At 64.6% G+C, this 21,716-nt stretch carries 13 protein-coding genes and 3 rRNA genes; 11 read left to right on the top strand and 5 right to left on the bottom strand.

The annotated features are described in order from the left end of the window. The first annotated feature begins 84 nt into the window (after window positions 1–84). From LDO15_RS05350 to LDO15_RS05375, 6 genes are all read left to right on the top strand, one after another. Window positions 85–261 (top strand): hypothetical protein, encoded by a 177-nt coding sequence (locus LDO15_RS05350; protein WP_223984770.1) that lies wholly within the window; start codon window positions 85–87, stop codon window positions 259–261. A gap of 615 nt (window positions 262–876) precedes the next feature. Next, window positions 877–2,403: ribosomal RNA gene (locus LDO15_RS05355) — 16S ribosomal RNA — on the top strand. Window positions 2,404–2,958: 555 nt separating this feature from the next. After that, window positions 2,959–6,104, top strand: a 23S ribosomal RNA gene (locus tag LDO15_RS05360). A 218-nt stretch (window positions 6,105–6,322) separates the two neighbouring features. Then, window positions 6,323–6,439, top strand: a 5S ribosomal RNA gene (gene rrf / locus LDO15_RS05365). Together the 16S, 23S and 5S rRNA genes form the textbook arrangement of a ribosomal RNA operon. Window positions 6,440–6,659: 220 nt before the next feature. Further along, entirely contained in the window at window positions 6,660–7,508 is an 849-nt protein-coding gene (locus LDO15_RS05370; RefSeq protein ID WP_223984773.1) for an SDR family NAD(P)-dependent oxidoreductase, read from the top strand. A 158-nt stretch (window positions 7,509–7,666) separates the two neighbouring features. Beyond that, window positions 7,667–7,966, top strand: a complete 300-nt coding sequence (locus LDO15_RS05375; protein ID WP_223984775.1) for an excalibur calcium-binding domain-containing protein — start codon at window positions 7,667–7,669, stop codon at window positions 7,964–7,966. A 211-nt stretch (window positions 7,967–8,177) separates the two neighbouring features. Here LDO15_RS05375 and LDO15_RS05380 read toward each other — a convergent pair whose 3' ends face one another. From LDO15_RS05380 to LDO15_RS05400, 5 genes are all read right to left on the bottom strand, one after another. Beyond that, entirely contained in the window at window positions 8,178–10,109 is a 1,932-nt protein-coding gene (locus tag LDO15_RS05380; protein WP_223984777.1) for a bifunctional diguanylate cyclase/phosphodiesterase, read from the bottom strand. A 207-nt stretch (window positions 10,110–10,316) separates the two neighbouring features. Continuing rightward, window positions 10,317–12,518, bottom strand: coding sequence for an EAL domain-containing protein (locus LDO15_RS05385; RefSeq protein WP_263428375.1), 2,202 nt, complete (start codon window positions 12,516–12,518; stop codon window positions 10,317–10,319). 263 nt (window positions 12,519–12,781) lie between these two features. Then, window positions 12,782–13,960, bottom strand: coding sequence for a glycosyltransferase family 1 protein (locus LDO15_RS05390; RefSeq protein ID WP_223984783.1), 1,179 nt, complete (start codon window positions 13,958–13,960; stop codon window positions 12,782–12,784). A gap of 429 nt (window positions 13,961–14,389) precedes the next feature. Then, window positions 14,390–14,629 carry a hypothetical protein gene (locus LDO15_RS05395; RefSeq protein WP_223987098.1) on the bottom strand — a complete coding sequence of 80 codons (240 nt, stop codon included), beginning with the start codon at window positions 14,627–14,629 and terminating at the stop codon, window positions 14,390–14,392. 65 nt (window positions 14,630–14,694) lie between these two features. Beyond that, entirely contained in the window at window positions 14,695–16,131 is a 1,437-nt protein-coding gene (locus tag LDO15_RS05400; RefSeq protein WP_223984786.1) for a flotillin family protein, read from the bottom strand. Between the two features lie 297 nt (window positions 16,132–16,428). On the opposite strand from LDO15_RS05400, the gene LDO15_RS05405 reads away from it, so the two are divergent. The 5 genes from LDO15_RS05405 (at window position 16,429) to LDO15_RS05425 (ending at window position 21,395) form a co-directional block, all read left to right on the top strand. Then, a complete protein-coding gene (locus LDO15_RS05405) occupies window positions 16,429–17,850 on the top strand; it encodes a phenylacetate--CoA ligase family protein (protein WP_223984789.1) in 1,422 nt (473 codons plus the stop codon). Window positions 17,851–18,253: 403 nt separating this feature from the next. Next, window positions 18,254–18,700: a hypothetical protein gene (locus tag LDO15_RS05410; protein ID WP_223984791.1), complete on the top strand. Its 447-nt coding sequence runs from the start codon at window positions 18,254–18,256 to the stop codon at window positions 18,698–18,700. Between the two features lie 97 nt (window positions 18,701–18,797). Then, window positions 18,798–19,184 (top strand): SHOCT domain-containing protein, encoded by a 387-nt coding sequence (locus tag LDO15_RS05415; RefSeq protein WP_223984792.1) that lies wholly within the window; start codon window positions 18,798–18,800, stop codon window positions 19,182–19,184. Between the two features lie 534 nt (window positions 19,185–19,718). After that, window positions 19,719–20,165 carry an SRPBCC domain-containing protein gene (locus LDO15_RS05420; RefSeq protein WP_223984793.1) on the top strand — a complete coding sequence of 149 codons (447 nt, stop codon included), beginning with the start codon at window positions 19,719–19,721 and terminating at the stop codon, window positions 20,163–20,165. 279 nt (window positions 20,166–20,444) lie between these two features. Then, a complete protein-coding gene (locus LDO15_RS05425; protein WP_223984794.1) occupies window positions 20,445–21,395 on the top strand; it encodes a response regulator transcription factor in 951 nt (316 codons plus the stop codon). The last annotated feature ends 321 nt before the right edge of the window (window positions 21,396–21,716 follow it).

Consider the following 21,716-nt stretch of genomic DNA (forward strand, 5'->3'; position numbering starts at 1 on the left):
GGGGAGGCGAGGAAAGCTACCTGGCCGACTGGCCCGGGGCCTCCGGTCCCCATCGCGGCGGAGCAACGATCGAAAGGAACGGCAATGCTGAACGTCAAGACATGGTGGGCCGTGATCCACTCCACGGTGGTCCCGCGGCCCGGGGGAGGCGTGTCAGCTACGGCCAGGGACTCGGAACTGCAGTATTGCTGGCTGCTCCCGGGCGATCTCACGTATGCCCCAACTGCGGCAGCGCCTGATCCCGACGCTGCAGGGGAATGATGGGTGGGCAAACGGTGTACCAGACAGGGTGTACCAGACGCGTACGGAGCGTCCTGTCCTGATTGGGTGATGCAGCCCACAGGAACTACGTTTGCCTGCGGGGCGCTGCGGAAGGTCCGGGACGAGGTCAGATTCCGCGCCGATCCGGGGAATATGACGCCAAGGGGCCCCTCGGAGGGCCGATTTGTGCCTGGTCATCCCGGCGTGTAAAGTAATTCGAGTCGCCGCCGCTGATGCGGAAAGAAAGCGACCGACCCCCTTCTAAACAGCCTGAAAATGGTTCGCAGATTAGCGAGCCAAATAAGGGTGGGGACCTTCTTGAGAGAATGTAAATCGCAGAAATGCGAATTTGCAAACACTCCCGAGATCGGGTAAGTTTGAAAAGTTGCTCCGGAGCGATCCTTGACCGTGTGGTTGTGGTGGTGCCGGGTGTGTCTGTTGTTTGAGAACTCAATAGTGTGCCAAGTTTGTTGATACCAATTTATTGTATTGAATTGGTTGAATGTGCCAGGTTGCGCCACCCCGTGGTGTGGTCTGGTGTTTTTGGCTGGTTTCAAATTTTGTGCATTGTGTGTTTCCCGTTTTCCCGGGGGCGCATGGTGTGTCTGTTTTTCTTCAACGGAGAGTTTGATCCTGGCTCAGGATGAACGCTGGCGGCGTGCTTAACACATGCAAGTCGAACGATGATCCGGTGCTTGCACCGGGGATTAGTGGCGAACGGGTGAGTAACACGTGAGTAACCTGCCCTTAACTCTGGGATAAGCCTGGGAAACTGGGTCTAATACCGGATATGACTCCTCATCGCATGGTGGGGGGTGGAAAGCTTTATTGTGGTTTTGGATGGACTCGCGGCCTATCAGCTTGTTGGTGAGGTAATGGCTCACCAAGGCGACGACGGGTAGCCGGCCTGAGAGGGTGACCGGCCACACTGGGACTGAGACACGGCCCAGACTCCTACGGGAGGCAGCAGTGGGGAATATTGCACAATGGGCGCAAGCCTGATGCAGCGACGCCGCGTGAGGGATGACGGCCTTCGGGTTGTAAACCTCTTTCAGTAGGGAAGAAGCGAAAGTGACGGTACCTGCAGAAGAAGCGCCGGCTAACTACGTGCCAGCAGCCGCGGTAATACGTAGGGCGCAAGCGTTATCCGGAATTATTGGGCGTAAAGAGCTCGTAGGCGGTTTGTCGCGTCTGCCGTGAAAGTCCGGGGCTCAACTCCGGATCTGCGGTGGGTACGGGCAGACTAGAGTGATGTAGGGGAGACTGGAATTCCTGGTGTAGCGGTGAAATGCGCAGATATCAGGAGGAACACCGATGGCGAAGGCAGGTCTCTGGGCATTAACTGACGCTGAGGAGCGAAAGCATGGGGAGCGAACAGGATTAGATACCCTGGTAGTCCATGCCGTAAACGTTGGGCACTAGGTGTGGGGGACATTCCACGTTTTCCGCGCCGTAGCTAACGCATTAAGTGCCCCGCCTGGGGAGTACGGCCGCAAGGCTAAAACTCAAAGGAATTGACGGGGGCCCGCACAAGCGGCGGAGCATGCGGATTAATTCGATGCAACGCGAAGAACCTTACCAAGGCTTGACATGGGCCGGACCGGGCTGGAAACAGTCCTTCCCCTTTGGGGCCGGTTCACAGGTGGTGCATGGTTGTCGTCAGCTCGTGTCGTGAGATGTTGGGTTAAGTCCCGCAACGAGCGCAACCCTCGTTCCATGTTGCCAGCGCGTAATGGCGGGGACTCATGGGAGACTGCCGGGGTCAACTCGGAGGAAGGTGGGGACGACGTCAAATCATCATGCCCCTTATGTCTTGGGCTTCACGCATGCTACAATGGCCGGTACAAAGGGTTGCGATACTGTGAGGTGGAGCTAATCCCAAAAAGCCGGTCTCAGTTCGGATTGGGGTCTGCAACTCGACCCCATGAAGTCGGAGTCGCTAGTAATCGCAGATCAGCAACGCTGCGGTGAATACGTTCCCGGGCCTTGTACACACCGCCCGTCAAGTCACGAAAGTTGGTAACACCCGAAGCCGGTGGCCTAACCCCTTGTGGGAGGGAGCTGTCGAAGGTGGGACTGGCGATTGGGACTAAGTCGTAACAAGGTAGCCGTACCGGAAGGTGCGGCTGGATCACCTCCTTTCTAAGGAGCGCCTACAGTCACCTTGCCCCGTGTATGCGGGTGTGGAGGGGTTGTCAGGAGTACGCCCGTTGCGCAGACGCTAGTTCTGCGGCGGGTGCTCACGGGTGGAATATCAGCAAATAGCGGCCGCCGGTTCTTCGCCGGCACCCAGTACGGACACTCACCCCTCGGGGCGGGAGGTCCTGGAACGGTGCGGGTGGGTGATCAGCGGTTTAGTGTTTGGCACACTGTTGGGTCCTGAGGCAACAGGACCACGGCCTGCGGGCCGCGTGGTTCCCCTTTTTTGTGGGGGGTGCGCGGGCTTGCGGGGTGTGGGGCTGGTTTGTTTCTGGTTTCCTGGCTGCACCGAGCATGCATGGTGGTTCTTCCTTTGGTGGGAGGGCCGGTGTGTGGGGTGTGTGGTACGGGGTTGTTGTTTGAGAACTACATAGTGGACGCGAGCATCTTTTATAAGAAGCAATTTCCAAGAATATGAACCTGGATCTGTCCTTGCATCCTTTGGGGTGTGGGGGTGGTTTCTGTGGTTCTCTCGAAAATTACTCCTTGATCTTTTGTGGTCAAGTTTTTAAGAGCACACGGTGGATGCCTTGGCATTAGGAGCCGAAGAAGGACGTAGGAATCTGCGATAAGCCTGGGGGAGTCGATAACCGGACTGTGATCCCAGGGTGTCCGAATGGGGAAACCCCGCCAGGGGCGCGAGCTGCCTGGTGACCCGCATCTGAACACATAGGGTGCGTGGAGGGAACGCGGGGAAGTGAAACATCTCAGTACCCGCAGGAAGAGAAAACAATAGTGATTCCGTTAGTAGTGGCGAGCGAACGCGGATCAGGCTAAACCGTTCCATGTGTGATAGCCGGCGGGCGTTGCATGGTCGGGGTTGTGGGACTGTCCGTTCCAGCTCTGCCGGGCTGGTGAGGTGAGAGTGCAGGCATAGGTGAACGGTCTTGAAAGGCCGGCCGTAGAGGGTGTGAGCCCCGTAACCGAAATGTTGTGCACCGCCTGGAGAGTATCCCAAGTAGCACGGGGCCCGAGAAATCCCGTGCGAATCTGTCAGGACCACCTGATAAGCCTAAATACTCCCTAATGACCGATAGCGGACCAGTACCGTGAGGGAAAGGTGAAAAGTACCCCGGGAGGGGAGTGAAACAGTACCTGAAACCGTGTGCTTACAATCCGTCGGAGCCATCGCAGCTTGCTGTGTTGTGGTGACGGCGTGCCTTTTGAAGAATGAGCCTGCGAGTTAGTGTTACGTCGCGAGGTTAACCCGTGTGGGGAAGCCGTAGCGAAAGCGAGTCTGAATAGGGCGTTGCAGTGGCGTGATCTAGACCCGAAGCGAAGTGATCTACCCATGGCCAGGTTGAAGCGACGGTAAGACGTCGTGGAGGACCGAACCCACTTCAGTTGAAAATGGAGGGGATGAGCTGTGGGTAGGGGTGAAAGGCCAATCAAACTTCGTGATAGCTGGTTCTCCCCGAAATGCATTTAGGTGCAGCGTTGCGTGTTTCTTACCGGAGGTAGAGCTACTGGATGGCTAATGGGCCCTACAAGGTTACTGACGTCAGCCAAACTCCGAATGCCGGTAAGTGAGAGCGCAGCAGTGAGACTGTGGGGGATAAGCTTCATAGTCGAGAGGGAAACAGCCCAGACCACCAACTAAGGCCCCTAAGCGTGTGCTAAGTGGGAAAGGATGTGGAGTTGCGAAGACAACCAGGAGGTTGGCTTAGAAGCAGCCATCCTTAAAAGAGTGCGTAATAGCTCACTGGTCAAGTGATTCCGCGCCGACAATGTAGCGGGGCTCAAGTACACCGCCGAAGTTGTGGATTTCAGATAGTAGCCAAGCCGCTCCCTTGTGGGGTTGGTTCAGGCGTCTGGAGTGGTAGGGGAGCGTCGTGTGGGCGGTGAAGTCGCGGTGTAAACCAGCGGTGGAGCCTACACGAGTGAGAATGCAGGCATGAGTAGCGAAAGACGGGTGAGAAACCCGTCCGCCGAATGATCAAGGGTTCCAGGGTCAAGCTAATCTGCCCTGGGTAAGTCGGGACCTAAGGCGAGGCCGACAGGCGTAGTCGATGGACAACGGGTTGATATTCCCGTACCGGCGAAAAACCGCCCATGCTGAACAGGGGATACTAACCGCCCGAAACCTGCCTGACCGTCCTTCGGGACGGAAGGGTTTTGGTGGAGCGCGGGACCTGATCCTGGGAGGCAAGCGTATTAACAGGTGTGACGCAGGAAGGTAGCCGAGCCGGGCGATGGTTGTCCCGGTCTAAGGATGTAGGGCGAACGGTAGGCAAATCCGCCGTTCATGATGCCTGAGATCTGACGGGACCCCCGTAGGGGGGGATTCGGTGATCCTATGCTGCCGAGAAAAGCATCGACGCGAGGTTTTAGCCGCCCGTACCCCAAACCGACACAGGTGATCAGGTAGAGAATACTAAGGCGATCGAGAGAATTATGGTTAAGGAACTCGGCAAAATGCCCCCGTAACTTCGGGAGAAGGGGGGCCCCAACCTTGAACACCACTTGCTGGTGGGAGGGGATCGGGGCCGCAGAGACCAGGGGGAAGCGACTGTTTACTAAAAACACAGGTCCGTGCGAAGTCGCAAGACGATGTATACGGACTGACTCCTGCCCGGTGCTGGAAGGTTAAGAGGACCGGTTAGCCGCAAGGCGAAGCTGAGAATTTAAGCCCCAGTAAACGGCGGTGGTAACTATAACCATCCTAAGGTAGCGAAATTCCTTGTCGGGTAAGTTCCGACCTGCACGAATGGAGTAACGACTTCCCCGCTGTCTCAACCATAAACTCGGCGAAATTGCAGTACGAGTAAAGATGCTCGTTACGCGCAGCAGGACGGAAAGACCCCGAGACCTTTACTATAGTTTGGTATTGGTGTTCGGAGTGGCTTGTGTAGGATAGGTGGGAGACGTTGAAGCCCGGACGCCAGTTCGGGTGGAGTCATCGTTGAAATACCACTCTGGTCACTTTGGACATCTAACTTCGGCCCGTAATCCGGGTCAGGGACAGTGCCTGATGGGTAGTTTAACTGGGGCGGTTGCCTCCTAAAAAGTAACGGAGGCGCCCAAAGGTTCCCTCAGCCTGGTTGGCAATCAGGTGTCGAGTGTAAGTGCACAAGGGAGCTTGACTGTGAGAGAGACATCTCGAGCAGGGACGAAAGTCGGGACTAGTGATCCGGCGGTACATTGTGGAATGGCCGTCGCTCAACGGATAAAAGGTACCTCGGGGATAACAGGCTGATCTTGCCCAAGAGTCCATATCGACGGCATGGTTTGGCACCTCGATGTCGGCTCGTCGCATCCTGGGGCTGGAGTAGGTCCCAAGGGTTGGGCTGTTCGCCCATTAAAGCGGTACGCGAGCTGGGTTTAGAACGTCGTGAGACAGTTCGGTCCCTATCCGCTGCGCGCGCAGGAAATTTGAGAAGGGCTGTCCTTAGTACGAGAGGACCGGGACGGACGAACCTCTGGTGTGTCAGTTGTACTGCCAAGTGCACCGCTGATTAGCTACGTTCGGATGGGATAACCGCTGAAAGCATCTAAGCGGGAAGCTCGCTTCGAGATGAGATTTCCATACACCTTGTGTGTGAGAGGCCCCCAGCCAGACCACTGGGTTGATAGGCCGGATGTGGAAGCGAGGACTAACGACTCGTGAAGCTGACCGGTACTAATAGGCCGATAACTTACACCACACACCCCTCCCGCGAACCCGTTTCAAAAGGGGTTCGCACCACGGGAGAGGGTACAAAGAAACAAGACTGCTTGCGTCCACTATGTGGTTCCCAACCAACAAACCCGTTGCTTGAGAACCAACAACTAAATAACACCACAACTGCACAACATGCAGCGTGTTGTAACCACAAGATTTCCCCGCCACACCCCCACAGGGTCGAAGCGGCGGAGCAAGGGTTACGGCGGTCATAGCGTGGGGGAAACGCCCGGTCCCATTCCGAACCCGGAAGCTAAGACCCACAGCGCCGATGGTACTGCACCCGGGAGGGTGTGGGAGAGTAGGTCACCGCCGGAACATCATTAAGGTCGAGGACCCCCAACCACGTTGGGGGTCCTCCCGCATTTAACGATCTTTGCTGTTTGGCCTCGTGTGCAATATTGATCCCGGAAACTCCCAGCAGATTCCGGGCGAAGCACCGGCTTCGTCGGAACGTTCTCCCGGTTAGGCTCGTTAGAATGCGACGGGGCTGGATTCCAAAAAGATCAGCCCAACGTTTCGTTCTAAGGACACTTGCATGCCCGAGCGCACTATCGTCATCACCGGAGCCAGCGACGGCATCGGTGCCTCCGCCGCACGGACGTTCGCCCGTCAGGGGGAACAGGTGGTCGTCGTCGGGCGTTCCGCGCAGAAGACCGAGGCGATCGCGAATGAAATCGGCGCCGACTTCTTCGTCAGTGACTTCGCCGAGCTCGCCCAGGTGCGCAGCCTGGCCGCGCAGCTGAAGGAGAAGTACCCGCGGATCGACGTCCTGGCGAACAACGCCGGCGGCATCATGGGTCCCCGCGAGCTCACCGTGGACGGCCACGAGAAGACCTTCCAGGTCAACCATCTGGCCCCGTTCCTGCTCACCACCCAGCTCATTGACGTGCTCACCGCCAGCCAGGCCACGGTCATCAACACTTCGAGCGTGGCGAATTCACTCTTCGGCAGGCTGGACATCGACGACCTCGACGCGGCCCGGAGCTACTCCACCAACCGCGCCTACGGCAACGCCAAGCTCGCCAACATCCTCTTCACCACCGAGCTCCACACCCGCTACAACGCCGAGGGGATCTCGACGGCAGCCTTCCACCCCGGCGGCGTCGCCACCAACTTCGCGGCCGACTCCACGAGCCCCATGCGTCTGGCCTACAAGTCGTTCCTCAAGCGCTTTATGCTCACCCCCGACCAAGGCGCGGACACCCTCGTGTGGCTCGCCAACGCCACCCCGGGCCATGACTGGATCTCCGGCACGTACTACGCCAAGCGGACGCTCTCCAAGGCCAACAAGCAGGCCTACGACGCCGGCCTGGCCAAGGCGCTGTGGCAGCGCAGCGAGGCGATGGTGGCCCAGGACCTCGACAAGCTGGACCACCGGCAATAAATCACCCGGGCTGCACCCCATCGGCCCCGTCAGCCCCACCGGCACCGTCAGCCTGACCGCCTGAGCTTGCCCGCCTGCGGCGTAATCGTGGGTTAGCATTCTCCTGCCCCTCTCCGATACGCGGCTGAGGGCTTCTACCTGGGGGAGTGCTCTTAAACGTGCGCCTGAAGAAAATTGTCATTGCATCACTGGCGGGTGCCGCCGTCGTCCTGAGCGCCACGGCCGTGCCGGCATCCGCCGCGCCCGCGCCGAAATCGTACAAGAACTGCACGGAGCTCAACAAGGTCTACCCGCACGGCGTCGGCCGTGCCGGGGCGCGGGACAAGACCAGCGGAACGCCGGTCACGACCTTCCGCGTCAACAGCACCGTGTACAGCTACAACGACGGCGGTGCGCGGCACTGGGGCGAGTACGACCTCGACCGTGACAACGACGGCATCGCCTGCGAAAAGCGCTAGGCCCGGAAGCCGGGCTGGCCCCGGACTTCCAGGGCGGTACATGAAATGAAGTGCCACGAACGGCCGCTAAGCCACGCTGCTTAGCGGCCGTTTGCGCCCAATGGTGGAGTTCGGCGGCGTCGATGCGTCGGCCCCGGCGACGCCCCGACAGCAGGGGCACGGAGGCAGTGGTCGCGACGTGGCGAAGCCTGCTACCGCGCCGGCCAAGCCGCTACCGCCCGACGTCGACCTTGTCCAGGGCGGCCAGGGCGCTCTCCATGGTTCCGGCGAGGTCGCTGGCCGGGGCCGGCTTCGCGAAAAGGTAGCCCTGCAGGGAGTCACAGCCGCGCTCCATCAGGTACTTGGCCTGCGCCGGGGTCTCGACGCCTTCCGCCGTGACCCCCAGGCCAAGGGCATGTGCGGCGTTGATCATGGTGGCGAAGAACGGGAGCTGTTCCTGGCCGGTCCTGATCATGGCCACAAGGGTGCGGTCGATCTTGACCCCGTCCAGGGGCAGCTCCCGGAGCCGGCCGAGCGTCGAATACCCGGTGCCGAAGTCGTCCATGGCAATCCGGACCCCGGCCTCCCGCAGCTGTCGCAACTGGGTCAGCACATCCGAGGACGCGTCGAAGAACACGCTTTCCGTCAGTTCCAGCGTGAGCTGGCGCGGCTCCACGCCGGTGGACGCCGCAATAGCGAGCACGTCCGCGGCGAAGTCCCGGTGCTGGAACTGCAGTCCCGAGACATTGACGGCAACGCCGTACGCGGCGTCGCGGGCGAGCCACGGCCGGATCTCGGCGCAAGTGCGGCGTAGGACTTCGTCGCCGATCTCGCGGATGAGGCCGCTCTGTTCCGCGACAGGCAGGAACTGGTTGGGCGGGACGGGCCGGCCGTGCCGCTCCCACCGGGCGAATGCCTCGAACTGCATCACCGAGCCGATGCCCGGCGACACCACGGGCTGGTAGTGCACCGAAATCTGGCCGAGCTCGACGGCGCGCCGGAGGCCGGTCTCGCCGTCGGCCTTGTGGGCCTGGGTGTTGAGCATCTCCGGCCGGAACCGCTGCCAGTTGTTCTTCCCGGCAGCCTTCGCCGCGGTCATGGCGGCGTCGGCCTGCCGCAGCAGTTCCGCCCCGTCCAGGGTCTGCGCCGACTTCGACGCCAGGCCCATGCTCACGCCGGGCCGGACCATGGAGCCGCCGACCCGCAGGGGCGCGTAGAGCGCCTGGGCGATCCGCGTGGCCACGGCGTCCGCGTTGAGGCACTCGGTCAGCAGCACCGCGAATTCGTCGCCGCCGAGCCGGGCCACGGTGTCATGCGGGCGGACGCAGTTGCGCAGCCTGCTCGCCACCTCCACCAACAGCCCATCGGCCGCAGCGCGACCCAGCACGCCATTGAGATGCCCGAAGTCGTCGATGTCCAGCAGCAGGATGTCCACCGGATCCGGGCGGCGCAGGGCCGCGGCCAGCCGCTCATTGAAGAAGGGACCGTTGGGCAGCGCCGTCAGGGGATCGCGGAGGGACCCGGCCTTGAGCTCGTCGTCGTGCCCGGCGAACGCCGCGGGAGCGGCACCGGGCGCACCCGCGGCGCCCGGCGCACCCGCAACTCCCGTAAAACCCGGGGCACGACGGCGAAGAAAGTCGCCGCTGAGGGAACGGCCGGCGCTACCGCCGGGGTGAGCCCCGGCGTCGGGACCGGCACCCGAAGGCCGGACCTGCCGGTCGCCGGGGTGGTCTGCATGCCGTTGCGCATCGGGCTGTGCATTCGCATTTGCGTTAGCATTTACGTTCGCATCCGCGTTCCGGTGGCCGGCGCCGCGGACCGAGAGGGCCACGGACGTGCCGGCGTCGGCCGCTCCTGCCGGGGCCGGGACAAGCGAGCAGGTGATTTCGACCGGGAGGTCGGTGCCGTCGGCCCGGCGGCCCGATCCGGCGAACGTAGTACGGGAGCCCGCGGACGCGCCGAGCCCGGCCAGGACGCCGTGGAAAACCTCGCGGGAGGCCTCAGCCAGGAGCAGGTTGTGGTCAGCGCCCAGGAGCTGCGCCCGGGGGTAGCCGAAGAGCCGCTCCGCGGCCGCGTTAAGGAAGGAAATGGATCCGTCCGGGCCGACCAGCAGCAGGGCGTCGGGGCTGTATTCGAGCAGGTGTTGTGCGAAACCGGCTTCCACGATGTTGACAGCCCCCCAGGCGACGGATGCGGATAGCGGGCACCCTGCGGAGAACAAGGCGCACTGCGCTGAGTGCATCATATGCGGTGCGGGCTCCCCGGACGGGAGAAGCGGAGGCCCCGCGGGGCGTCGCAGCCGCGTCCATGCAGCCGTGTCCATAAGGAAGCGCGCCCGGGGGCCCGGGCCGGGGACTTTGCGGGCCACCGGTCACCGGCTGCCGGGCACCCGTGCGCCCCGCAGCGCCGTGATGGCGCGGGCCGCCTGATCCAGTGCCGGCCGGAGCTCGGCCTGCGGCTGGGGCCCCGAAAACAGGAAGCCCTGCAAGGAATCGCAGTCCAGGTTCATCAGGTAGCCGGCCTGCGCGGCCGATTCCACGCCTTCGGCTGTGACCGTCAGCCCCAGCCCGTGGGCCATGCTGATCATGGCATTTAGGATAGGCAGCTGTTCGGTGCCGTCGTGGATCATGGACACGAACGACTGGTCGATCTTCAGCGTGTCCACCGGCAGGCCCTGGAGGCGCCCGAGGGACGAGAAGCCGGTGCCGAAATCATCCAGCGCCACGCGGACGCCGGCCCTGCGCAGGCTCACGAGCTGCTGGATCACGTGGCAGTCGTCCTCGAAGAAGACGCTCTCCGTGACCTCCACGACGAGCTGGTGCGGGTCCACGCCGCAGGATTCCGTCACTGCCAGGACCAGCTCCGCGAAGTCCCCGTGCTGCAGCTGGACACCGGAGACGTTCACGGCCAGCGACCGGGAGCGGTCCTCCAGCAGCCAGGGCTTGAGCTCGGTGCAGCCGCGCAGCAGAACCTCGGTGCCGATCTCGACGATGAGGCCGCTGCGTTCGGCGGCCGGAATGAACTGTTTGGGCGGAACGAGCGTACCCTCACGCACCCAGCGGGCCAGGGCCTCGACCTTGGTCACCGTCCCTCGGCCCGCGGATACGATCGGCTGGTAGTGCACGGCGATCTGCCCGTTGTCCACGGCCAGGCGCAGGCCGGCCTCGAGGTCGTTGCGGTCCACGAGAGCCTTCATCATCTCGGGCCGGAAGCGCATGTACCGGTTCTTGCCGGCGGCCTTGGCGGCATACATCGCGACGTCGGCGCGGCGCAGGAGTTCGGAGGCGTCCACCGCGGTCCCGCCTGCTTCGGCGGCCCCGCCCGTCGCGGACTCGCCGGCCCCGTCGGTGGCCCCGGTGTTCCCGGTGTTCCCGATGTTCTCGGTGTTCCCGCCGATCGAGGCGAGCCCCAGGCTCAGGCTGGGCCGCAGCATGGTGCCGTCGATCCACACCGGAACGCGCAGCGAGTCGACGATCCTGGCGGCGATGGCCCCGGGCTCCTGCGAGCCGACCAGGAGCACCACGAATTCGTCGCCGCCCAGCCGGGCCACGACGTCGTCCGGCCGGACGCATGTGCGCAGCCGCCGGCCGACCTCAATGAGCATCTGGTCCCCGGCATGGTGGCCCAGGATGTCGTTGACTTCCTTGAAGTCGTCCAGGTCCAGGAGCAGGACGTCGACGGCGGTGACGAGCGGGCCCGCGAGGGCGCCGGCGAGGCGGTCGTTGAAGTGCTGGCGGTTGGACAGCCCGGTCAGCCCGTCCCGGAACGCCAGCGCCGTGAGCTGGGCAGACTGCTCGGCGAGGTCCGCCATCGCCCGGGTGATGCGGTCCTGGGCGACCTTGGCCGCGGTCACATCGCGGAAGCTCCACACGCGTCCGACCACCTGGTCCGCGACCTTCTGCGGGCGGGAGTAGCGTTCGATCGTCCTGCCGTCCCGGAAATTCAGGACGTCGTGGCTTTCCGCAGCGGGATCGGCGTAGAGGGCAACGACCTTCCCGACGAACTGGGCCGGATCCTGCAGTTGGTCCAGGACGAAGGCCATGACGGCTTCGTCGTCCCGGGTGGCCAGCAACTCCCGCGGGATGCCCCACATGGAGACGAACTGGTTGTTGACGCCGGCGATCTCGCCCGCGCTGCTGACCACCAGGATGCCGTCGGCGGTGGATTCGAGTGTCGCGGTCAGCAGCGACATGGCTTCGCGGAGGCTGTCGTCGCTCTCCGGCCGGTGCGACGTGTCCCGGACGGCGGCGATCATGCTCGCGGTCCCTTCAGCGGTAACCAGGACGGATCCGGCCACTTCGGCCGGGAACTCAGTGCCGTCCGCCCGCAGGCCGTAGGCCTCCACGGGAACAAGGTCGGCGTTGGCGGCAACGTCCTGGGCAACGGCACCGGCGCCGGCACCGCCGTGGGCCTCGCGGCGGAGGCTGAAGAACAGCCGCTGAAGTCCGTCCCGGAATCCCTCGGCCAGAAGCATGCGGTGGTCCGAGCCCACGAGCTCCCCGCGGGAGTAGCCGAACATGCGCTCCGCGGCGGTGTTGACCATGGTGATGGTGCCGTCCTCGGCCACCACCATCAAGGCATCGGGGCTGGATTCCACCAGCTCCCCGTAGCCGGGAACCGCTCCCGAGGTTTCCTCCGGGTACGACGACGGCGCCGTCACCCGACTGCCGCCGGGCGAACCTGAGTCCAAGCAACCATGTAAAACCCTTCCATCGGGAAATCATAGGCTTCCCGGGGCTGCCGTGGGTGTCAATACGAGGGCGGGGCGTCTCCGGGCCCGGGGGAGAACGAACACCCCGCTGCGCCATCACCCGCGGGCGCCGTCACCCACGGTGCCTAGAATTCCTGCTTGGCGGCCGTTGGCGCGAGGGCAGCGGGAGCGAGAAGGGACCGGCCAACGGGAGGTTCCCGGGTCACGGCCTTGTAATGGCCCACGAGTTCGGCGCCGAGGACGGACCACGTCCGGCCCTGGACCGAGGCGTGCGCGGCCGCTGCGAACGCGCGGCGCTTGGCGTCGTCGCCCATCAGGTCCATCACGCGGGCCCGGAGCGCGGCGAGGTCGCCGGGCTCGTACAGCCAGCCGGTCCGCGAATTCTCCACGAGGTCCAGCGGGCCGCCGCGGCCCGTGGCCACCACCGGAACCCCGGACGCCATGGCCTCCTGGATGGTCTGGCAGAAGGTTTCGAACTCGCCGGGGTGCACGAAGAGATCGAAGGACGCCACCGCCCGGGCGAGGTCGGCGCCGCCGAGGAACCCCGTGAAAACCGCCTCCGGCAGGGCAGCTTCCAGGGCCGGCCGCTGCGGACCGTCGCCGACGATCACGAGCCGGGTCCCCGGAACATCCGCCAGGACCGCCAGATCCTCCACCTGCTTCTCGGCCGCCAGCCGGCCCACGTAGCCGATCAGGCGCTCGCCGCCGGGCGCCACGGAGGCCCGCCAGCCGGCGTCGCGCTTGTCCGGGTTGAACCGCCGGGTATCCACGCCGCGCCGCCACATGTCCACGCGCGGAATGCCGCGGCCGCGGAGCTGGTTGAGCGCGAAGGTGGAGGGGACGAGGGTGCGCGAGGCCAGCAGATGGATCTGTTCCACCCGGTTCCAGGCCCAGTTCTCCAAGAACGGGACGCCGTACCGCGCCGCGTAGCCGGGGACCTCGGTCTGGTAGATGGCGACCGTGGGGATGCCGAGCTGGTGGGCGGCCTGCGCCGCCCGCCAGCCGAGCACGAACGGGGACGCGAGGTGGACGACGTCGGGCGCGTAGTCGGCAAGGATTCGCTTGACCCGATACACACCGCCCAACGCCACCCGCACATTCGCATAGCCGGCCAGCGGGACCGAGGGGAGCCGGTGGACGTGGGCGCCGGAGACCTCGTCCGGGACATCCGTGTCCTGCGTGGACGGCGCGATCACGAGGACCTCGTCCCCGCGCTCCTGCAGATGCTCCAGCACGCGCAGGATGGAGTGGGTGACCCCGTTCATGAGCGGCAGGAATGATTCGGCGACGATTGCGATCCTCACTCCTCCACGGTGCGTGCGGCGGTTTGCGGTCCGGGGGAGCGGGCGTGGCCGTCAGGGGAAGAGTGGGTTAACAGGCGGGCGCTGTCAGGCTGGCGGCTTTAGGGGGCACACGCGGACCGGGTCAGGAGGGCGCACACGGACCGGGTCAGGCCGGGCGCAGTTGGGCGGGAGGCCTCTAGGAGGGCGTGAACGATTGGTGCCATGAGTCCAAGGCGCACCCCGACGGAATGGCGGTGCCGGACGGCATGACGAAAGGACGGGCTACAGCGGATCGGGCCAATTGCCGACCGGGAGGCGGGCCAGCATGCCGGAAACCATCGGTAACCTCACTGCCGGGCCACGCTCGCGCATATTGCCTTCCATCTGAAATACCTCCAGAGGCGACGGGACTTCAGAATACGCCCGTCGCCCCGTAGCGTCCAGAGGGGGTCAATCGTCCTTGAGCACGTCGGGGAGTTCGTCCACGAACACGGTCTGGGGCGGTTCGAAATAGATGACCAGGACCTTCTCGCCCACGGCGAAGACGCTGCTCTTGTCGAACGGGTGCGCATGGAACGCGCTGGTTCCGCCGCGGACGGGGAGCATGACCTCGCCGATGGTTCCCGGGCCGATCCGTCCGGTGACGCGCCCGATCTTTCCGGTCAGGCTCCGGTCAACATCCTTATGCATCACAACCCCAGTACATCAGAACCCCAGTTAATCAGGATCCCGGGACTTCGGCTCGCACGGCAGCCCTACGCATCCGGAGTTTTCGGGTTCCGTTTGGCGGCGTCCCTGCCGTCCTTGAGCGCGTTGGAGAGCGCCGGGAGGTAGTTGCCCACCTGTGCCATAATCCCGCCGATCATCTGGTTGACCCCTTCTCCGCCGTTGAGGACGGTCATTTGGCCGACGTGCGCAAACGGCTCGGCCGCCGCCGCGACGATGGCCGGCATGTTCTCGGCGAGCTGCTGGGAGATGACGGCGTCCTGATTGGTTGCGAGCGCCTCGGCACGGGCCTTGATGCCCTCTGCCTCGGCCAGTGCCTTGGCCTTGATGGCGGAGGCGGCGGCGTCGCCGCGCGCCTTCGTGGCGGCAGCCTCGGCCTCGCCGGTCACCCTGGTGGCCCCGGCCGCCGCCGCTGCCGCGTTCGCATTCGCCTGCGCCTGCAGCTCGGTCCTGCGGGCGTTGACCTGGGCTTCGAGCTCCGTGCGCCGGGCCAGCGCCTCGGCGGCGCTGATGTCCGCGGATTTCTGGCCCTCGGCGTCGGTGCGCTTGGCATAGGCCCGCGCGTCGGCGGGTTTGCGGACGGTGGTTTGCAGCTTCTGCTCCTCCCGGTCGGCCTCGAGCTTGGCCACCTCGGTTTCCTGGACCACCACCTGCTGGCGTGCCGTCGCGTCGGCCAGCGGGCCGGCCTGGGCCGCGTTCGCCTTGGCGCGCTCGGCATTGGCCTGCGCCTCGGACTGCCGGATCGCGGACACGCTCCGGGCGTCCGCGATCAAGGCCTCGGCTTCCGCCTCCTTTTCTGCCGCCTCGCGGTTCCGGGTGGCCTCCGCGATGCGGGCCTCCATCTTGACCAGGGCAATGTGCGGCATGGCGATGTTCTGGATGTAGCCCGTGGGATCCTGGAGATCCTTGATCTGCAGCGAATCGACCACCAGCCCAAGCTTCTCCATTTCGACGCCGCTGGCGCTGCGGACCAGGGAAGCCAGCTTGTCCCGCTCGCGGATGATCTCCTCCACCGTCATACTGCCGATGATCGAGCGGAGGTGGCCCTCGAAGACGTTGTACACCTGGCTCTCCATCTTGGGCTGCTGGCCCAGAAACCGCCGGGCGGCATTGGCAATGAACGGCGGGGCGTCCCCGATCTTGTAGATGACCACGCCTTCAACGATCACCTGGATGCCCTGGGAGGTCACGCAGGAAACCTTGAGTTCGGTTTCATTCAGCGTCAGGGACAACGCCCGCACGGTCTGGAGGCCGGGCAGCACCAGGGCGCCCTTGCCCGTGACGATCTTGAAGTCCATTCCCTCCCGGGTCTCCAGCGTGCCGCGGGTCAGCCCGGAGATGATGAGGGCCTCGTTCGGTTCAGCCACCTTCCACATCAGTTTTGTTGCCACCCAGATGACGCCGACGACGACGGCCGCCCCCACGATGATCGAAATGAGCGGGTAGAAAGCTGACAAGTCCGGCATAACCAGGTCCCTTCACGGCGGTGGAAAAGGTCTAACGCAAAGCCCCAAACGTTGCTGCTGGTAGTCCCCGGCCGGCCCGGCGGCACGAATTGCGGCGCCGCCCAGCCAGCCGTTGTACACAGTCTGGGGTCCTCGCTGCCGGGAAGTCCAGCAAATCGGCGATCCCGGCGTGCACCTGAGGTCCCCCGGTGACGAAAGCCCCTGTCGGGCCGGCCGCTGCCGTGCCAGCGTGGAGAGAGCGCGCAGGCGTCGAAAGAGCGGGGCCGGGCCGCCGCACCCGCGAAAGGGTGATGGGTGATGCACAGCTCTCCTCGCGGGATGATGCAGTTGGCCGGGACCGCGTGGGACATCTGGCGGGCCGAGCGGGCCGGCCAGGACGCGATCGCCCGCCGGCAGCGGGACCGGCTCGCCGTGCTGGTCGAATACGCGCGGTCCGCCTCGCCCTTCTACCGCCGGCTGTACCGGGACGTGCCGGACACAGTCACGGGCACCGGCACGGATCTGGTCACGAACCTGCGGGAGCTGCCTCCAGTGGGCAAGCGCGAACTCATGGAAAACTTCGATGACTGGGTGACCGACCCCCACGTCACGCTCGCCGGCCTGAAGGAAGAGCTCCTCGGCGACCCCTCGCGCATCGGCGGCTTCTACCGCGGGAAGTACCTCGTCATGACGACGTCGGGATCCACCGGGGAACCGGCGGTCCTGGTCCAGGACCGGAACGCGTGGCTGGTGGCGAACCTCCTCGCCCGGATCCGCGAACGGCGGACCCTGGTGACGGCTGCAGAGGCCCGGGCCTTCCTGCGCCGGGGGCTGCGGGCCGCGGCGCTGATCGCGGCCGGGGACCACTTTGCCGGCGTCGTGCTGACGGAAAACGCGCGGCGCCGCAGTGCGCACATCGCCCGCCGGGTCCGCGTTTTTTCCGTTCTCCGCCCGCTGACGGAACTCGTGGCGGAACTCAACGACTTCCAGCCGACCATGCTCTACGGCTATCCGAGCGCCATGCTGCAACTGGCCGCCGAACAGAAGGCGGGACGGCTCAGGATCCACCCAGTCCTGGCAATCGCGTCCGGGGAAAGCTTGACGGCGAAGGGCGCGGCGGACATCGAGTCCGCCCTGGGCTGCCGTGCCACTGAGCGGTATCTTGCCTCGGAGGCCCTGGCCCTGACCAGCCGGTGCAGTGAGGGGCTGTTCCACGTCAACGCGGACTGGTACATCGTGGAGCCCGTGGACGGGAACTACCAGCCCGTCCCGGCCGGACAACTCTCCGCCACGGTGCTGGTCACCAACCTGGCCAACCGGGTCCAGCCCCTCATCCGCTACAACCTCGGCGACCGCGTGCAGACGGTTCCCGGCCCGTGCGCTTGCGGCAGCGTCTTTGCGGCGCTGCGGGTCGAGGGGCGCAGCGGCGACGTGGTGACGTTCGCGGCCGCCGGCGCGGCCGGGGGAGTGGTGACGGTGTTGCCGCTGGCGCTGGGTACGGTGATCGAGGAAACCGCCGGCGTCCGCCGGTTCCAGGCGATCCGGACCGGGCCGGGGTCGCTCACCGTGCGGCTCGAACTGGGACCGGAAGCCGCGGCGGCGGACGTGCGGGCTGCAGTGAGGGAACGCCTGGGCCGGTTCTTCGCGGCCCAAGGCGCCGACGGCGTCGACGTCCGGTTCGCCGATGAGCCGCCCCGGCCGGACCGCAGCGGCAAGTTCCGGCAGGTGTGGTCCGCCTGAGGACGTGCCGCTATTCCTGCCGCGTCCAAGCGGGGAACCGCCGCAATATTTCCCGCCAAGCTCCTTAAGTAGCCCCATGCGCGGGAAAGCAGTCGGCCGGCCCTGCCACCGGACCGTAACGAGGGTGCGGACGGCCTTGGTGCCGGATGGAAGGGTTCCGTCCGGGAAGTGAACCACCGGCGGCTCGCCGCCAGCCCGCGGCTGCTGGATTGCCTGGCGGCGGGTGCAGGGGCCCTGCGGACAGCGGATACATTGCGGCGCCGTCCGGGCCTCGGACTCCGGGTGCTGCCGCTACGGATCATCTTCCCCGGGTGAGGTCCATGACCACGGTGCGGGCAGACAATGGTCGTACTTTGCCAGTGGCAGGGCTCGCTGCCGCACCCCTTTCGGAAAGGAGACTCCAGTGTCCAGACCACACCGGATCCTTGCAGGATCGATCGCAGCCGGGGCGGCCCTCGCGCTGCTCACGGGCTGCGGCCCCTCCAGCCCCGGCACGTCCGTCAGTAGCGCCAGGGCCGAGAAGAACGTTTCGCAGGCCTGCGCTGCTGCCAGCGCCTTTGCCGGATCCCTCACAAATTTCAAACAGACACTCAAACCTGGCGCCACGATAGACCAGATCAAATCGGCCAGGGAACAGGTCGCGAAGACTTACGACGACCTGGTCAAAGCGAGCCAGGACGTAGCCAAAGACGAGATGGACGCCGTACAAAAGGCCGAAAACAAGTTCGACGCAGCCGTCAGGGCCGTCCCGAATGATGCCACCCTGAGCCAGGCGGCCGCCTCCCTGCGGGACGACGCAGCCAATGTCCAGGCCGCGGTCAGCGACCTGCAGACGGCGACCAAATGCTGACGTCCGGGCTTCACTGGCCAGGCCTGCAGCCAACCTCAGACCTGCCCGGGCCGCGTTCCCGTAGAACACCTCTTCAATCGGAAGCAGGGAAGGTGGCATGAGTTTCTGGGAAGACTTTTGGGATATCTTCTGGTGGCTTTTCTGCGTGTATGTCTTCCTCGCCTTCCTCTGGGCCTTGTTCGCCGTCATCGGCGACCTGTTCCGCGACGACAAGCTGAGCGGCTGGTGGAAAGCCGTCTGGATCCTCGTCCTGGCCTTCCTGCCCTTCTTGGGCCTTCTGGTGTACGTGATTGCCCGCGGTAAGGGCATGACGGAGCGGTCCATGGAACGGGCGCGGACGAATCGGGAGGCCTCGGATACGTACATCCGCGGCATCGCTACGGCCAGTCCAAGCGAGGAGATCTCCAAAGCCACGGCTCTTCGGGATTCGGGAACGATCAGCGCTGATGAATTTGAAAGGATCAAGAGCAAAGCCCTGGCCTGAGAGCGCCGTGGCCCCATCGGCAGCACAGTTTGCCGGAGGCAAAGCATCGACCTGGGGCACGGTGTTGCTGAAGTCCTCAACTGGAGTCCAGTATCTTCCACGGGGCTCCTCCCTGTCCGTCGCTGCATGCCCCAATTGGCGATCCCGGGGCCGGTTCACGGCCGTCGATGGCGTGCTCGCGGCCCCGGCCCGGGCGGAAGCTGCGAGGGTGGCCGGTCAATGGACTCAGGCTACGCGCAGGGAGCCGGGCTATTATCCGGCTATTACTCCGTTGAAAAGGAGAATCCGCTTGTCCGAAGAATTGAGACGGAACATCGTGCCCGTGATGCACCACCAGCTGACGACTGAGGACTACGGCGTCAAGGACGTCCAGACTCCGGCGCTGCCCCTAGCCGGGGACATCGGTCATGGGGCCGGCCGCCGTCTGAATGGCCGTGGCCCGGTCCGGCGGCCACTGCCTTGGGTTGCAGACTGATGTCTACAGACCATGTACCCGCAACCCGGCGGCCTACAAGCGCAGGACCCGATAGGTCCGTGCACTCCGTCGAGGCCGAGACGCTGATCAACGCCCCAAGCTCCACCGTCTGGGACGTCATCACCGATGCACGAAACTACACCGTCTGGGAATCCGGCATCATTCACTTCAGGGGTGAGCTGCGCGACGGTGGCACTATCAGAATCCGGACACGCACCGGAGGGAATCGCACCGTCCGGCTGCGTGTCCAGCAGTTGCCTGGCGAGGTGATGACCTGGACCCAGGGCCTGCCCTTGGGCCTGCTTACCGGGGTGCGCACCTTCACCCTTGAACGCTTGGGCGGCATGACTCACCTGCGCGTAAGAGAAGAGTTCACTGGCCCGCTTTGCGGGCTGCTGCTCCGGGAGTTCGCGTCCGACACGCAGCAGGCTTTCATCGAGTACGTCAATGCCGTCAGGAAACGCGCCGAAATCCTCGGCCGAAATCCCCAAACCACGGGGTCATAAGCACCACCGCAGCAGCGGGCAGCGTCCAGGAAAGCCCGACGACGATTCTCGCGCCATCCTCCACGACGGCACCGCTAGTGACCTGACGTTTCGATTCCGGCTGTCCGCCGGGACACTTTCAGAAAATTCGCGAGCCACATCCTTTCGGGCACTGTTGGCCGGACGCTCATAGGTCTACCGTAAGGGGGATGCGCCAGCGTGCGGATGAACGCGCGCTGGAGGGGGACTGAACAGTGATTGGCTAGCACGCCTTCGGGGTCTCAGAGGCAGAGGAACGTCATGATGATGGCTTGCCCGGAAGACGACCCGCAGTTCTCTTTGGCCGGCCCGGGCGTGTTTCTGCTCGATGACCACGAGATCGTGAGGCGGGGCCTGCGCCAACTGTTGGGGGCAGCTGGTCTGAGGATCGCAGGGGAGTCGGGGTCCGCGGGTGTAGCGGTCCGGCGGATCCCGGATCTTCGCCCGGCGCTGGTCATCCTCGATGACGATGTTCCGGACGGTTCCGGTGCCGAGGTGTGCCGGGCCATCGCCGCGGTGGCCCCTGACATTCGATGCGTGCTTATGACCGGAGATACCGACGAGGCCGTGCTGATCGACTCCATTCTGGCCGGCGCATGGGGTTGTCTGTCCAAACAGGATGGCAGCAGCGAACTGCTCAGACTCATCCGCCGTGCCTTGGCCGGGCACACCGCATACAGCGCCCGGTTCCGGGCCGCGCTCGTCGCCCCATCAGACCGGCGCAGGCTGCGGCGCACGGATGAGAAACTCCTGACCCTTACCAGGCAGGAACTGAACGTTGCCATCCACCTGGGTAAAGGGATGACGAACCGCCAGATCAGCCAGGAGATGGTGCTGGCCGAAAAGTCCGTGAAGAACTTGACCTCGGCCGTGCTGAGGAAACTTGGGGTGGCGGGCAGGACACAGGCCGCCGTGTTCATCACCAGGGTGCTGAAGTCTTCGGAAGTCTCCTCTGGTGGCGGATACGGGTTTAGCCCGTTCCCGAATTTGAGCGCGGAGGTCACGGCAGCACTGCTGACCTGCATCAACGAGTCCCGCGCCGTGCCGCCCACAATCGAAGAGCGGGAGAGAAATGCCCGGCGGCTTGCCGACGCTCTTACCGCGACACGAGCCGGTTGGGAGGGAATCCGCCCCCTGCCAATCCGGATCCGGGACTCCGCGAACGGAGATCCCGGACAGGGCAAGCACGAAATCCAGCGGGTTTCCCCGTAGCGCAGCCTCGGTGGCGTGGAGGGCAACCTATCGCTTGCCGGCCGAGCGTGACCTTCACGGGATCGGGTCGCCGCGGTGGCGCGCGGGAAGGCACTGGTTCATGAGTGGTCAGTCGCAGCATTCCGTTCCAGGTGTGGACAGGCCGTTTGACCCTAACTGGGGTTCTTTGATTCGGGAAAGCATGGAATTACCGCGGTGGTGCGTTTCTTTGAATGCGGTTGAAGCCGGGGTGGGTGGTCCGGGCATGGTGTGGGAGCTCGCCCGGGCTGCCGCATCAGCCGGGTCGCCTTGGGTGGAGCAGTACGCCGCGCCCCTGGAAAC

The sequence above is a fragment of the Arthrobacter sp. NicSoilB8 genome (assembly GCF_019977355.1).
Taxonomy (GTDB): Bacteria; Actinomycetota; Actinomycetes; order Actinomycetales; family Micrococcaceae; genus Arthrobacter.

Coding starts and splice junctions, on each gene's coding strand:
- LDO15_RS05350 (WP_223984770.1), top strand. CDS start 85: ATGCTGAACGTCAAGACATGGTGGGCCGTGATCCACTCCACGGTGGTC.
- LDO15_RS05370 (WP_223984773.1), top strand. CDS start 6,660: ATGCCCGAGCGCACTATCGTCATCACCGGAGCCAGCGACGGCATCGGT.
- LDO15_RS05385 (WP_263428375.1), bottom strand. CDS start 12,518: ATGGTGGTGGCCGAGGACGGCACCATCACCATGGTCAACACCGCCGCG.
- LDO15_RS05395 (WP_223987098.1), bottom strand. CDS start 14,629: ATGCATAAGGATGTTGACCGGAGCCTGACCGGAAAGATCGGGCGCGTC.
- LDO15_RS05400 (WP_223984786.1), bottom strand. CDS start 16,131: ATGCCGGACTTGTCAGCTTTCTACCCGCTCATTTCGATCATCGTGGGG.
- LDO15_RS05405 (WP_223984789.1), top strand. CDS start 16,429: ATGCACAGCTCTCCTCGCGGGATGATGCAGTTGGCCGGGACCGCGTGG.
- LDO15_RS05415 (WP_223984792.1), top strand. CDS start 18,798: ATGAGTTTCTGGGAAGACTTTTGGGATATCTTCTGGTGGCTTTTCTGC.
- LDO15_RS05425 (WP_223984794.1), top strand. CDS start 20,445: ATGATGATGGCTTGCCCGGAAGACGACCCGCAGTTCTCTTTGGCCGGC.